At 71.3% G+C, this 13,834-nt stretch carries 13 protein-coding genes and 2 tRNA genes; 13 read left to right on the top strand and 2 right to left on the bottom strand.

The features are described 5' to 3' along the window. Nucleotides 1-97: 97 nt before the first annotated feature. The 7 genes from ACZ3ZE_RS03925 to ACZ3ZE_RS03895 all read left to right on the top strand — a co-directional run bounded on the left by ACZ3ZE_RS03925 (nt 98) and on the right by ACZ3ZE_RS03895 (nt 4,428). The gene (locus ACZ3ZE_RS03925; protein ID WP_361164770.1) at nt 98-376 is read left to right on the top strand and encodes a hypothetical protein; all 279 of its coding nucleotides are present in this window, start codon (nt 98-100) and stop codon (nt 374-376) included. A gap of 83 nt (nt 377-459) precedes the next feature. Next, on the top strand, nt 460-621 hold the full coding sequence (locus ACZ3ZE_RS03920) for a hypothetical protein (protein WP_165961838.1): 162 nt from the start codon (nt 460-462) through the stop codon (nt 619-621). 53 nt (nt 622-674) lie between these two features. Next, complete coding sequence (gene nadD, locus ACZ3ZE_RS03915; RefSeq protein WP_329420533.1) at nt 675-1,295, top strand: nicotinate-nucleotide adenylyltransferase; 621 nt, start codon at nt 675-677, stop codon at nt 1,293-1,295. 19 nt (nt 1,296-1,314) lie between these two features. After that, nucleotides 1,315-3,093 carry an LCP family protein gene (locus ACZ3ZE_RS03910; protein ID WP_467257237.1) on the top strand — a complete coding sequence of 593 codons (1,779 nt, stop codon included), beginning with the start codon at nt 1,315-1,317 and terminating at the stop codon, nt 3,091-3,093. An 80-nt stretch (nt 3,094-3,173) separates the two neighbouring features. Continuing rightward, nucleotides 3,174-3,611, top strand: a complete 438-nt coding sequence (gene rsfS, locus ACZ3ZE_RS03905) for a ribosome silencing factor (protein ID WP_361163210.1) — start codon at nt 3,174-3,176, stop codon at nt 3,609-3,611. Beyond that, a complete protein-coding gene (locus ACZ3ZE_RS03900; RefSeq protein WP_361164655.1) occupies nt 3,608-4,261 on the top strand; it encodes a histidine phosphatase family protein in 654 nt (217 codons plus the stop codon). Before rsfS ends, ACZ3ZE_RS03900 begins: the two co-directional genes overlap by 4 nt. A gap of 94 nt (nt 4,262-4,355) precedes the next feature. Next, nucleotides 4,356-4,428, top strand: a tRNA-Ala gene (locus ACZ3ZE_RS03895). 86 nt (nt 4,429-4,514) lie between these two features. Here ACZ3ZE_RS03895 and ACZ3ZE_RS03890 read toward each other — a convergent pair. Next, entirely contained in the window at nt 4,515-5,375 is an 861-nt protein-coding gene (locus ACZ3ZE_RS03890; RefSeq protein WP_467257235.1) for a helix-turn-helix transcriptional regulator, read from the bottom strand. 101 nt (nt 5,376-5,476) lie between these two features. Between ACZ3ZE_RS03890 and ACZ3ZE_RS03885 the strand changes: the two genes are divergently transcribed. Further along, complete coding sequence (locus ACZ3ZE_RS03885; RefSeq protein ID WP_361163214.1) at nt 5,477-6,910, top strand: MFS transporter; 1,434 nt, start codon at nt 5,477-5,479, stop codon at nt 6,908-6,910. Nucleotides 6,911-7,079: 169 nt separating this feature from the next. Then, nucleotides 7,080-7,313, top strand: coding sequence for a hypothetical protein (locus ACZ3ZE_RS03880; RefSeq protein ID WP_361163216.1), 234 nt, complete (start codon nt 7,080-7,082; stop codon nt 7,311-7,313). Here ACZ3ZE_RS03880 and ACZ3ZE_RS03875 read toward each other — a convergent pair. Then, nucleotides 7,292-8,617 (bottom strand): glycosyltransferase 87 family protein, encoded by a 1,326-nt coding sequence (locus tag ACZ3ZE_RS03875; protein ID WP_361163218.1) that lies wholly within the window; start codon nt 8,615-8,617, stop codon nt 7,292-7,294. The genes ACZ3ZE_RS03880 and ACZ3ZE_RS03875 overlap by 22 nt on opposite strands. Nucleotides 8,618-8,749: 132 nt before the next feature. Between ACZ3ZE_RS03875 and ACZ3ZE_RS03870 the strand changes: the two genes are divergently transcribed. The 4 genes from ACZ3ZE_RS03870 (at nt 8,750) to ACZ3ZE_RS03855 (ending at nt 13,759) form a co-directional block, all read left to right on the top strand. Further along, nucleotides 8,750-8,822 (top strand) — tRNA-Ala (locus tag ACZ3ZE_RS03870). Nucleotides 8,823-9,130: 308 nt separating this feature from the next. Then, nucleotides 9,131-12,001, top strand: a complete 2,871-nt coding sequence (leuS, locus tag ACZ3ZE_RS03865) for a leucine--tRNA ligase (RefSeq protein WP_363291178.1) — start codon at nt 9,131-9,133, stop codon at nt 11,999-12,001. Nucleotides 12,002-12,118: 117 nt separating this feature from the next. Continuing rightward, nucleotides 12,119-12,859: a hypothetical protein gene (locus ACZ3ZE_RS03860; protein ID WP_467257233.1), complete on the top strand. Its 741-nt coding sequence runs from the start codon at nt 12,119-12,121 to the stop codon at nt 12,857-12,859. Nucleotides 12,860-12,913: 54 nt separating this feature from the next. Then, a complete protein-coding gene (locus ACZ3ZE_RS03855) occupies nt 12,914-13,759 on the top strand; it encodes a DegV family protein (RefSeq protein WP_467257231.1) in 846 nt (281 codons plus the stop codon). Nucleotides 13,760-13,834 lie beyond the last annotated feature (75 nt).

The raw sequence follows: 13,834 nt of genomic DNA, 5'->3' as shown, positions 1-13,834 counted from the left end.
GTCCCCCTGACGCGTCCCAGACTAGGCGAGGGGGCTACCGTGTGCCGGAGCCTGTGGATAACTCGGGCACCGCGGACAACCGAGGAGCACGACCGCCATGACGGATCACGTGACCACCGCCGTCACCACCCTGCTCGCCGCGACGGAGCAGCAGGGCCCCGGCAACACCCTCCGCATCGTCCTGCTCGTCTCGATGGTGGGCGGCGCCCTGCTGGCCTGGTTCCTGCTGCGGGGCTACGGGAACAACGGGGACGGCGCAGACGGCGGGGACGGCGCCGGGCGGGACGGGAGCTCCGGGAGCGCGGAGAGCGCCGAGGGCGTCAAGATCATGGAGAACGAGGGGACCGAAAAGGACGCCCGTGACGCCAACGCCTGAGTCGGCGTGAGCGCGCCGCGACGTCCCGCATACGATGTGCGCGAAGTCTCCGCTCCCATCCCCGATCGAAGGTCCTGCCGAAGATGAGCCTCCACGCCACCGCCGCCAACCTGGTCACGCTCGCCGAGGGTGCCGAGCACGGCGGCAACCACGAAAGCCTCAGCCCGTACGTCACGGGTGGCGGCGCCTTCCTCGCGCTGCTGCTTCTGCTCTGGATCACCACCCGCTTCAACCGCGACCGCTGAGCCGAGAGGCCGCTGATCCGGCGTCCGACGCCGTGCCAGTAGGCTCTGCACGCATGGGAGAGCAGGAAGTGCCTACTGGCGGCCGAGGCAAGCGCCGACTCGGCGTGATGGGCGGAACGTTTGATCCGATCCATCACGGACACCTGGTGGCCGCCAGTGAGGTGGCCGCCCTGTTCCACCTCGACGAGGTGGTGTTCGTGCCGACCGGGCAGCCGTGGCAGAAGAGCCACAAGGCCGTCTCGGCTGCCGAGGACCGGTACCTGATGACGGTCATCGCGACCGCCTCCAACCCGCAGTTCTCGGTCAGCCGCATCGACATCGACCGGGGCGGGCCGACCTACACCATCGACACGCTGCGGGACCTGCGCTCTCTCAACAGCGACTCGGACCTCTTCTTCATCACCGGCGCCGACGCGCTGTCGCAGATCCTCACCTGGCGTGACGCCGAGGAGCTGTTCGCGCTCGCCCACTTCATCGGCGTCACCCGCCCGGGCCACGACCTCACCGACGACGGCCTGCCCAAGGGCGGGGTCTCGCTGGTCGAGGTCCCCGCGCTCGCCATCTCCTCCACCGACTGCCGGGTGAGGGTCGCTCAGGGCGATCCGGTCTGGTACTTGGTTCCGGACGGCGTGGTGCGCTACATCGACAAGCGCCAGCTGTACCGCGGCGAGTGAGCCTCGGGGAGGGGCACCGGTGAACGATCAGCAGAACCCGTACGACCCGTACTATCCGCAGCCGCAGATCATCGGCTACGACGAGTACGGGCAGCCGGTGTACCAGCAGCAGGTACCGCAGCAGCACTACGACCCGTACGCCCAGCAGCAGCAGCAGCAACAACAACAGCAGCAGCAGCCGCAGCAGGGCCAGCAGCACTACGGCTACGACCCGTACGGACAGCCCGTCCAGCAGGCGGTCCAGCCGCAGCAGCCCGTCCAGCAGCCGCAGTACGACCCGTACGCCCAGCAGACCTCGTACGACTACCAGCAGTACGACACCGGTCAGCAGGGGCAGTCCTTCCAGCAGGTCCCGCAGCAGCAGCCGGTCCCGCCGGCCCACCCCGCCCCGGCGGACCACACCGGGCAGCAGTGGGCCGTCCGCACCGAGGCCGCCCCCGTCGTGCCGCCGGCCGCCGCCGCGCCGCAGACGGCGCCGCCCGCGCCGCAGGCCGGTGTGCCCGGGCAGCGCCCGGCGCCGGAGGACGACGACCGGGCGTACCGCACCGAGCAGTTCTCGTTCATCGAGGAGCCCGACGAGGACTCCGAGGACGTCATCGACTGGCTCGCCTTCACCGAGAGCCGGTCAGAGCGGCGCGAGGAGGCCCGGCGCCGCGGCCGGAACCGTGTCGTCGCCCTCGTGGTGGTCCTCGTCCTCGCCGTGACCGGCGGCGTCGGCTACCTCTGGTACGCGGGCCAGCTGCCCGGCATGTCCGGTGACGAGCAGAAGCAGAACACCGCCACCGGGCCGCAGAAGCGCGACACGATCATCGTCCACCTGCACAACACCACCGGCGGCGGCACGTCCACCGCCCTCCTCGTGGACAACGCCACCACCAAGCAGGGCACCACCGTGCTGCTGCCGAACTCGCTCGCCGTCACCGACGACGAGGGCTCCACCACCACGCTCGCCAAGTCCGTCGAGGACGACGGCTCCAGCGGCACCCGTGAGGCGGTCGGCAACCTCCTCGGCGCGAAGATCACCGGTACCTGGCGGCTCGACACCCCGTACCTGGAGAGCCTCGTCGAGCTCGTCAGCAACATCGACCTCACCACCGACACCGACGTGCCTGGTGCCAAGCCCGGCGCCGAGCCGCTGGTCAAGAAGGGCGAGAACCAGACCCTCAACGGGCGCGCCGCCGTCGCCTACGCCACCTACCGGGCGCCCGGCGAGGCCGAGGCCAAGCAGCTCCAGCGCTTCGGTCAGGTCATGTACGGGGTGCTGCGGAAGATCTCCGACGACCCGCAGGCCGCCACGGTCACCGTCGAGACCCTCGCCCAGATCCTCGACCCGTCGCTGCCGGAGAAGGACCTCGGCGCCTCCCTGGCGAAGCTGGCCGAGCACGCCAAGGTCGGCGACTACAAGACGGCGGTCCTGCCGGTCGAGTCCGACGGCTCACTGAGCGAGGCCACCGGCGACAGCGTGGTCAAGGACATCCTCGGCGGCAAGGTCACCGCCCCGGAGCAGGGCGCGGCGACCCGCGTCGCGATCCGGGACGCCAGCGGCTCCAACGCCACCGAGGCGGCCCGCGTGGTCCTGAACAACGGCGGCTACGTCGTGGTCGGCGGCACCAAGGCCGACACCCAGGAGAAGTCGCAGGTGATCTACGGCGACGAGTCGCAGAAGGCGAACGCGGTCGAGGTCGCGAAGACCCTCGGTCTGCCCGCCGGATCCGTCACCAAGGGCAAGGCCGCCGGAAACGCCGAGGTCACAGCGCTGCTGGGGCAGGACTTCAAGCCTCGCGGAGCGAAGCAATGACCCTCAGCTGATCCTTTTCGGGCCCGTCGGCGGTACATGAGACCCTTGAGGTGTCTCTGACCGCCGACGAAAGCCTGCTTGTGACCGCCACGGACCGCTCCATCGAGCTCGTCACCCTCGCCGCCCAGGCGGCGGCCGACCGACTCGCGCACGACATCATTGCGTACGACGTCAGCGATGTGCTGTCGATCACCGACGCATTCCTGCTCGCCTCCGCCCCCAACGACCGCCAGGTCAAGTCGATCGTCGACGAGATCGAGGAGCGGCTCAACAAGGAGCTCGGCGCCAAGCCGGTGCGCCGGGAGGGCGACCGCGACGCCCGCTGGATTCTCCTCGACTACGTCGACATCGTCGTCCACGTCCAGCACAGCGAGGAGCGCGTCTTCTACGCGCTTGAGCGGCTGTGGAAGGACTGCCCCGAGATCGCGCTCCCCGAGGACGCGGTGAAGACCCGCGGCAAGGCCGATGAGCACGCCCGTCTCATGGGCGCCGACGCGGCGGACGGTGAGCTGAGCTGACCAGTGGCAAGGGCGGCAGCGGCCGCCGCATCGTCCTCTGGCGCCACGGCCAGACCTCATGGAACCTGGAGCGCCGCTTCCAGGGCTCCACGGACATCGAGCTCACCGAGACCGGCGTCGCCCAGGCGCGCCGGGCCGCCCGGCTGCTCGCGGCCCTGGAGCCCGATGCCATCGTCGCCTCCGACCTGAAGCGGGCGGCGGCCACGGCCGCCGAGCTCTCCGCGATCACCGGTCACGAGGTCACCCGTGACTCCGCCCTGCGGGAGACCTACGCGGGGGAGTGGCAGGGGCTGACCCACGACGAGATCACCTCGCGCTTCGGCGAGCAGTACGCCGCGTGGAAGCGCGGCGAGCCGGTGCGCCGCGGTGGCGGCGAACTGGAGAGCGAGGTGGCCGACCGGGCCGCCCCGGTGGTCCTGGAGCACGCCGACAAGCTGCCGGAGGACGGCACGCTCGTCGTGGTCAGCCACGGCGGCACCATCCGCACCACCATCGGCCGGCTGCTCGGCCTGGAGGCCCGGCACTGGGAGAGCCTTGGCGGGCTCTCGAACTGCTGCTGGTCCGTCCTCGGTGAGGGCGCGCGCGGCTGGCGCCTCATGGAGCACAACGCCGGCACGCTTCCCGAGCCCGTCCTCGGCGACGACGACTGAGCCCGGCCCGGGCCCGCAGACCCCGGATTTCACTTTCCGGTAGGTCACAGGCTAGAGTTCTTCTTGTTCGCAGCGCAGAGCGCGAAGAACACGAGGGGCTATAGCTCAGTTGGTAGAGCACTTGCATGGCATGCAAGGGGTCAGGAGTTCAAATCTCCTTAGCTCCACAATCCTCGAATCCCGTCCCCAGCAGGGGGCGGGATTCGGCGTTTTTTCCGGCCCCGCGCGCCCTGCCCGCCTCACGCCTCGCTCCTCACCTGCCCTCGTACAGCGCCGCGACGGCCCGACGGCTCGCCTCGTCGTTCGGCGTGTAGGTGACGATCCGGCACCCCGGCATCCCGTTGATCGACAGCGACACCGAGGTCATCCGTATCTCGCCCACCGCCTCGTGCCGGAAGGCCTTGACCCGGGTGCCCGGCGGCATGACGTCGCCGCTGCGCCACAGCTCCGCGAAGTACGGGCTGGCCTCCGACAGGCGCCGCACCAGCTCCTCCCAGGGGGGCTCGCCGACATGCCGCCCGTACGCGCCGCGCAGCTGGGCCACCATCAGGGGCAGCTCCAGCCGCTTGTCGACCAGCGGGCACTCCAGGTCGGGGACGGTGAAGAGGTTCCACAGCACGTTGCGTATCCCGAGCGGGCCCGCCTCCCGCCCGAGCGCGTCGACGTCGAACAGCAGGTCGTACGTCGTGTTGGTCGCCAGCACGTCGTACCGCGCGTTGTAGACCACGGCCGGCTGGGGCACCAGGGCGTCCAGGATGCCCTGGATCTCCGGGCTGACGGCCGCCGCGTCCTCGGCCGCCGTCTCCGGCTCGTACGGCACCTCCGCGAGGTGGTACAGATGCTCGCGCTCCGGCCGGTCGAGCCGCAGCGTGCGGGCCACCGCGTCGAGGACCTGGGCCGACGCGTTGATCGGGCGGCCCTGCTCCAGCCAGGTGTACCAGGTCACGCCCACGCCGGAGAGCTGGGCCACCTCCTCACGGCGCAGCCCCGGTGTGCGCCGCCGCAGGCCGGGGGCCATGCCCACGTCCTCCGGCGTCACCCGGGCCCTGCGGGCGCGCAGGAAGGCGGACAGCTCCGGTCTGCGGCGCTGCTGTGTCACTGCCAACGTCGTCACACCCCCATGGTCGAGTCCCCGTGCCGCCGTTGCCAGGTGCTGTCGGTACCAGCATCAGCGGGCTCTCGTTACCCGTATCGGACCGGCGTCACGCTGCTCGTATGACGACGACCACCACACGTCCCGTACTCAGTAAAGACGGTGGCACCGACAATCGGCGCGGTCCCCTGCTCGCCGTCGTGCTCGCCGCCCAGTTCATGGCGCTGCTCGACGTCTTCATCGTCAACGTCGCCGCCCCCACCATCCGCCTCGAACTCTCCGCCTCCGGCGCCGGAATCCAGCTGGTCGTCGCCGGATACGCCATCGCCTACGCCGTGTTGCTCATCACCGGGGCCCGCCTCGGCGACCTGATCGGCCACCGGCGCATGTACCTGGCCGGCCTCGCGCTCTTCACCGCCGCCTCGCTCGCCTGCGGACTGGCCGCTGGCACCGGGCAGTTGATCGCCTTCCGGATCGCGCAGGGCGCCGGATCGGCGCTGATGATCCCTCAGGTGCTGAGCCTCATCCAGCGCAACTTCACCGGGGAGGGCCGGGTGCGGGCGCTCGGCGCCTACTCGGCCGTCCTCGCCACCGGCGCCGCCGCAGGCCAGGTCGCCGGCGGAATCCTGGTCAGCGCCGACCTGTTCGGCACCGGCTGGCGGCCCGTCTTCCTGGTCAACGTGCCCATCGGGCTGGTCCTGCTGGTCCTCGGCGCCAAGGTGCTGCCCCGCGACGCGCGCACCGACCCCGAGCGGGCCCGCTCCCTCGACCTGCCGGGACTGCTGCTGCTCGCCGGCACCGTGTCCCTGCTCACCGTCCCGCTCGTCCTGGGACAGGAGGCGGACTGGCCGCTGTGGACCTGGCTCTCGCTGGGCGGCTCCGCGCTCTTCCTGGCCGCGTTCGGCGCGTACGAGTCCCGGCTCGCCCGCCGTGGCGGCGCCCCGCTCATCGCCCCCCGGGTCCTGCGGATCCCCGGCATCGGGCGGGCCGCCCTGCGTATCGCCGCGGTCATGGGCGTCAACGCGGGCTTCCTGTTCACCCTCACCCTGCACCTCCAGGGCGGGCTCGGGCACAGCGCTCTGCGGGCCGGGCTCACCTTCGCGCCCACCGCCGCCGTCTTCGGGCTCGTCGGCCTCACCTGGAGGCGCTGGCCGGCCGCCTGGCAGCCGCGCCTCGTCCCGTGCGGCTTCCTGCTGACGGCCGCCGCCGCGCTCGCCGTGGGCGGCGTTCTCAAGGACGGCGGCGACGGCGGCTGGGCGCTCTACCCGGTGCTGTGCGCCATGGGCGTCGGCCTCGCCCTGGCCTTCAGCCCCGCCCTGACCGGCGCGCTCGCGACCGTACGGCCCGAGGACGCGGCCGACGCCAGCGGTCTGCTCGCCACCGTCACCCAGCTCGGGCAGCTGATCGGGGTCGCGACCTTCGGCACGCTCTACCTCGGCGGGATCACCGCACCGGGGGCGCGTGCGTCGGCCGACGCGCTGTGGGTGTGCGCCTTCGCGCTGGCGGCGACGGCGCTGGCGGGGGCCGCGACGGGGCTCGTCCGGCGACGGCGCTGACCCCCTTGCGGGGCCATGGCAGAATCGGACCGCCGGAGGGGGACGTGGGTCCGGACGGGAGGGAGCGCGCATGGCCGTGGACGGTGCAGAGGTGACCGAAGCCGATGCCGTCGCGGAACCAGCCGCGTCCTGTCCGTGTACGTCGTGCCGCCACAGCCGGAGCTGAGTGATGGGTGCCCACAGGCGAAAGTGCGACTGGTGCGGCAGCGGTACGCCCATCGTCCGGGACATGGACCCGGTCAACCCCGCGTTCCAGTACTGGTGCGAGGAATGCGCGCGGGCGCTGATCATAAAAGGCGACCCGATCGAGACCTACCGTGAACTCGAAGGGGAGCCGATCTACGGCCGGCTCCTCGACGAACACTGCACCCTCAAGCGGTTCTACTCCTTCGCGACGGCCTGAGCCGCCGCCCGCGGAGCCTCGCGGGTCCCGTGGGTTTCGACGGCCGCGCGCACGGAAGCGTCGGGCCCGGCCGGGCCCGCGCCGGTGACCCGACGGCGGCGCGCGAGCAGGTAACCGGCGAACACCGCCGTCGCCGTCAGCGGATAGACCGCCGAGAGCAGCATCTGGCCCGCGTTCTGGTCCAGTTCGGGGCGGCCCGGGTCGTGCGGCACCCACCACAGCGCGAACGAGGCGAACGCCAGCGCCACGGCTCCCGTCACGGGCCAGAAGCGCGTGGTCCGGTCGTACAGCAGGATCAGCAGCGGCACACACCACACCCAGTGATGGGACCAGGAGATCGGGCTGATCATCAGCGCGGTGAACGCGGTGACGATCACCGCCACCGCCCTGTCGCCGCGCACCGCGGCCCGTACCGCGACCACCATCGCCGCGCCGCCCAGGAGAGCGGCCGCCGCCACCCACCACAGGCCGGGGGCGTCGGTGTGCATCAGCCGGGCCAGGACCCCGCTGAGGGACTGGTTGGCGGTCTCCTCGGCGTGACCGACCCGGCCCGTCTCGAACAGGGTCTGGGTCCAGAACTTCTTCGAGTCGCCCGGCAGGGCCAGCGCCATCGCGAGCGTCGTCCCCAGGAAGACGCCGGTCGCCGTGAACGCCGTCCGCAGCCACTGGTTCAGGGTCCGGTCCCGGCGCCACAGCAGCAGCCCGGCGGCGAGCAGCAGGACGACGAAGAGACCCGGGGTCAGCTTCACGGCGGTCGCCAGACCGATGCCCAGGCCGGCCCAGCGGCTGCCCTCGCGGCGTGTCAGATCCCACAGCACCGCCACCGCGATGAGCAGGTTGATCTGGCCGTACCGCAGCGTCGTCCACACCGGCTCGCACCAGACCACGATCGCGGCGACCCACAGGGTCGTACGCCACAGATCGGCGCGGGCCCCGGCCCGGGACAGCGCCGGGCGGACCAGCTGGAGCGACAGCTGGACCAGTGCCACCACCAGGAGCAGGTTCCCCGCGGTGGTGAGCGTCCGCATCAGCGGGACGCCCACCAGTGTCAGCGGCACGAAGAGCACGGCCGCGAACGGCGGATAGGTCATGGCGAGGTTCGCCGAGGTGGCGCGCATCGCGTAGAGGTCGCCGCCGGCCCGCAGCGTCTCGCCCTCGGCCCGGTAGACCATCACGTCGAGCATGTTCACGTGGGCGAGGCGTTGGGCCACCCAGAAGGCCGCGAACGAGAGCAGGCAGACGGTCGCGGCGGTGGCCAGGGGCCACCGGCGGGCGGGGGATCGGGCAAGCACGGACTCGGTCACAGGGGGCGACCCTACCCGCAGCCCCCGGACCAGCCGGGAAGCGATTTGGCGATCCGGCGAGAAGCCGGTTAATGTTCTGTCTGTCGCCGCGAGGGAAACGGAAACGGAAACCGAAGCGGAGATGAACGACAAGGGGCTATAGCTCAGTTGGTAGAGCACTTGCATGGCATGCAAGGGGTCAGGAGTTCAAATCTCCTTAGCTCCACAGAACGGAAGCGGGTCATCCGGATCGGATGGCCCGCTTCTTTTGTGTCCGCTTGTTTTACGCTCGCTTCTTTTGTGCCCGTCGCCGTGGTGCCGCTCCCCGGAACGTCGATGCGGCCCCGACAGGCCCTGCGGTACCCTGGCGCCATGCGTGCCGTACGCCTTCTGCTTAGCGAGCCGCGCTGATCAGTCCCGACGGATGAAGATCCGGTCGGCATCGGCGCGGCGCCCCCTCCTGTGCGAGGGGTTTTTTCGTTTCGTGGCAGTTGCTGGCAGTGGGCAGAGACGATCGATGGAGCTTCAAGGATCATGACCGAGATCAACACGGCTGCCGAGACGGCGGCCCAGCATCGCTACACGGCGGCCATGGCCGCCGACATCGAGGCACGCTGGCAGGACGCCTGGGACGCCGAGGGCACCTACGAGGCCCCGAACCCCACCGGCGACCTGGCCGGGGACGCGGCCCTGGTGGCCCGCCCCAAGAAGTTCATCATGGACATGTTCCCGTACCCCTCCGGTGCGGGTCTGCACGTCGGCCACCCCCTGGGCTACATCGCCACCGACGTCTTCGCCCGCCACGCGCGCATGACCGGGCACAACGTCCTGCACACCCTGGGCTTCGACGCCTTCGGCCTGCCGGCCGAGCAGTACGCCGTGCAGACCGGCACGCACCCGCGCGTGTCGACCGAGGCCAACATGGAGAACATGAAGGTCCAGCTGCGCCGGCTGGGCCTGGGACACGACAAGCGCCGGTCGTTCGCCACGATCGACCCGGAGTACTACCGCTGGACCCAGTGGATCTTCCTGCAGATCTTCAACTCCTGGTACGACACGGACGCCGCCAAGGCCCGCCCGATCGCCGAGCTGGTCGAGCAGTTCGAGAACGGCACCCGCGAGGTCCCCGGCGGCCGTGACTGGAACACCCTGAGCGCCGTCGAGCGCGCCGACGTCCTGGGCGAGTACCGCCTGGCGTACGCCTCCGACGCCCCGGTCAACTGGTGCCCCGGCCTGGGCACCGTCCTGGCCAACGAGGAGGTCACCGCCGACGGACGCTCCGAGCGCGGCAACTTCCCCGTCTTCAAGGCCAAGCTGCGCCAGTGGAACATGCGCATCACCGCCTACGCGGACCGCCTGCTGGACGACCTGGACGCGCTGGACTGGCCCGAGGCCATCAAGCTGCAGCAGCGCAACTGGATCGGGCGCTCCGAGGGCGCGCGCGTCGACTTCCAGGTCGGCGACGCCGGTGCCATCACCGTCTTCACCACCCGCCAGGACACCCTGTTCGGCGCCACCTACATGGTGCTGGCCCCCGAGCACGAGCTGGTCGAGAAGATCGTCCCGGCCGCCTGGCCCGAGGGCACCCACGCCGTGTGGACCGGCGGTCACGCCACCCCGGCCGAGGCCGTCGACGCCTACCGCAAGCAGGCCGCCTCCAAGTCCGACGTCGAGCGGCAGGCCGACGCCAAGGAGAAGACCGGCGTCTTCACCGGCGCGTACGCGACCAACCCGGTCAGCGGCGAACAGGTCCCCGTCTTCATCGCCGACTACGTCCTGATGGGCTACGGCACCGGCGCGATCATGGCCGTCCCGGCGCACGACAGCCGCGACTTCGCCTTCGCGCGCGCCTTCGAGCTGCCGATGCGCTGCGTCGTGGAGCCCTCCGACGACCGCGGCACCGACCCGTCCACCTGGGACGAGGCCTTCTCCTCCTACGAGGCGAAGCTGGTCAACTCCTCCAACGAGGACGTGGCCCTGGACGGCCTGGGCGTCGTCGAGGCCAAGGAGAAGATCACCGCCTGGCTGGCCGACCGCGGCATCGGCGAGGGCACCGTCAACTTCCGGCTGCGCGACTGGCTGTTCAGCCGCCAGCGCTACTGGGGCGAGCCCTTCCCGATCGTCTACGACGAGGACGGCGTCGCCCACCCGCTGCCCGAGTCCATGCTGCCGCTGGAGCTGCCGGAGGTCGAGGACTACTCGCCGCGCACCTTCGACCCGGACGACGCGGACACCCAGCCGGAGACGCCGCTGTCGCGCAACGACGACTGGGTCTACGTGACCCTGGACCTGGGCGACGGCGCCGGCCCGAAGAAGTACCGCCGCGAGACCAACACCATGCCCAACTGGGCCGGGTCCTGCTGGTACGAGCTGCGCTACCTGGACCCGCACAACGACCAGAAGCTGGTCGACCCGGCTGTCGAGCAGTACTGGATGGGGCCGCGCGAGGGCATGCCCACCGGTGGCGTCGACCTGTACGTCGGCGGCGCCGAGCACGCCGTGCTGCACCTGCTGTACGCGCGCTTCTGGTCCAAGATGCTGTTCGACCTGGGCCACGTCTCCTCGGCCGAGCCGTTCCACAAGCTGTACAACCAGGGCATGATCCAGGCCTTCGTCTACCGGGACGCCCGCGGCATCGCGGTCCCGGCCGCCGAGGTCGAGGAGCGCGACGGCGCGTTCTGGTACGAGGGCGAGAAGGTCAGCCGCGTCCTGGGCAAGATGGGCAAGTCCCTGAAGAACGCGGTCACCCCGGACGAGATCTGCGGCGAGTACGGCGCCGACACCCTGCGCCTGTACGAGATGGCCATGGGCCCCCTGGACGTCTCCCGTCCGTGGGACACCCGCGCCGTGGTCGGCCAGTACCGGCTGCTGCAGCGGCTGTGGCGCAACATCGTCGACGAGGCGACCGGTGAGGCCACCGTCGTGGACGCGCCGGCCGACGAGGACACCCTGCGCGCCCTGCACAAGGCCATCGACGGGGTCTCCCAGGACATGGCCGCGATGCGCTTCAACACCGCCATCGCGAAGATCACCGAGCTGAACAACCACCTGACCAAGTCCGGTGGCGCGCTGTCCCGCCCGGTCGCCGAGCAGCTGGTGCTGCTGGTCGCCCCGCTGGCCCCGCACATCGCCGAGGAGCTGTGGCACCGCCTGGGCCACGGCGAGTCGGTCGTCCACCAGGACTTCCCGGTCGCCGACCCGGCGTACGTCGTGGACGAGACCGTGACCTGCGTCGTGCAGATCAAGGGCAAGGTCAAGGCCCGCCTGGAGGTCTCCCCGTCGATCACCGACGCGGAGCTGGAGGCGCTGGCGCTGGGCGACGCGAACGTGGTCGCCGCCCTGGGCGGTGCCGAGATCCGCAAGGTGATCGTCCGCGCGCCGAAGCTGGTCAACATCGTCGCCTGACGCTCGACGTCCCCTAGGGGGATGGTGGGGGCAGGTTGGGGGTTCCGCTGGAACCCTCGGCCTGCCCCTTCCGTTTACCGTGGAAGAACCACAACCGCAGTCGGAGGGGCGAGGCACATGGAAGCCGCGATCACGATCATGGCGCTGCTCTTCGTCGCCTTCGTGGCGCTCGGGGTCTACGCCACGGTGAAGGTGGCCAAGGCGGCCAAGCGCGGTGTCGACCGCACGATCGACCAGGCCAGACGCACGGTCGAGGACACCACCCTGCGGGCCAAGAGCTTCGGCCAGACCGGCGCCGCGGGCGAGCTGGCACAGCTGCGCCTCTCGCTGCGGACCTCGATGCGGGCCACCCAGGACGCGCTGCAGGCGGGCGTCGCCGAGGACGCCTCACTCAAGGAGTCCCTGGACCTCTTCGCGCGGCTGAGCGCCCACGGGCGTGAGCTGGACGAGGACCTCAAGCGGCTCGAACGGGAGCCGGACAAGGCGCGTGTCCGTGCGGAGCTGGGCGAGCTCCGCCGGCGCACGGAGCAGATCACCCACTCCGCCGACTCTCTGCGCTGGGCGGCCAGGGACCGGGCCCACCGGTTCGCCGAGGACGAGCTGTCCTCGCTGAGCGCCCAGATCGACGTGGAGGCCGGCGCCCTGCGCCACTGGACCGGAGCCGACACCGACGCCACGGGCACGACCGGGCAGGCCGCCGGTGCGGCCGGATCTGCCTGGCCCGGGGCGGGGGCTCCCGCGCCCGGCGCCGAGCGCGCGTCCGCGGCGGCCGAGCAGCCGCAGGCGATCACCGGTCCCGACCCCCTGCGGACGCCCTATCCGTGGGAGAAGTCGACGCGGCCGGAGACCACCACCTGAGAGCGGTGGGGGCCGGGCTGCCGTGCCACGGCCCCTGCGGGTAACCTCCCGCTCATGTCCCGGCATGTCGCGATCGTCACCGATTCCACGGCCTACCTGCCACCCCAGACGATGGAGCGGCACGCCATCACCTCCGTCCCGCTCACCGTCGTCATCGGCGACCGTGCGCTGGAGGAGGGCACCGAGATCTCGGCCCGTTCCCTCGCCGAGGCGCTGCAGAAGCGCCGCTCGGTGACCACCTCGCGGCCCGGCCCCGAGGTCTTCGCCGCGGCCTACCGCACGGCCGCCGAGGCGGGTGCCCGCGGCATCGTCTCGCTGCACCTGTCCGCCGAGTTCTCCGGCACCTACGACGCCGCCGTGGTGGCCGCCAAGGACGCCCCCGTGCCGGTACGGGTCGTCGACACCCGGATGGTGGGGATGGCGCTCGGCTTCTGCGCCCTGGCCGCCGCCGAGGTCGCCGACGCGGGCGGCTCGCTCGACGAGGCCGCCGCGGCGGCCGAGAAACGGGCCGGGGGGACCTCCGCCTTCTTCTACGTCGACACCCTCGACTACCTGCGCCGGGGCGGGCGCATCGGGGCGGCCCAGGCCCTGCTCGGTTCCGCCCTGGCCGTGAAGCCGCTGCTCGAACTGGACGGTGGTCGGATCGAGCTGCGCGAGAAGGTACGCACGGCCTCGAAGGCCATCGCCCGGCTCGAGGAGATCGCGGTCGAACGGGCCGGCGCCGGGCCCGTCGACATCGCCGTGCACCACCTCGCCGCCCCCGACCGCGCCGCCGCGCTGGCCGAGCGGCTGCGGGGCCGGCTGCCGGCCATCGGGGAGCTACAGGTCAGCGAGGTGGGCGCGGTGATCGGCGCGCACACGGGGCCGGGGCTGCTCGCGGTGGTCGTCTCTCCGCGCTGACCGTCGCGGCACGACGGAGGCCCGCGCTATCCCTCGTCCGGGTGGCGAAGTTATCCACAACTGAGTGGTTTTCCA

This window comes from Streptomyces sp. NPDC023157, assembly GCF_055560575.1.
The sequence above is the reverse complement of the archived record's forward strand: the minus strand, read 5'-3'. Positions and strand labels throughout refer to the sequence as shown.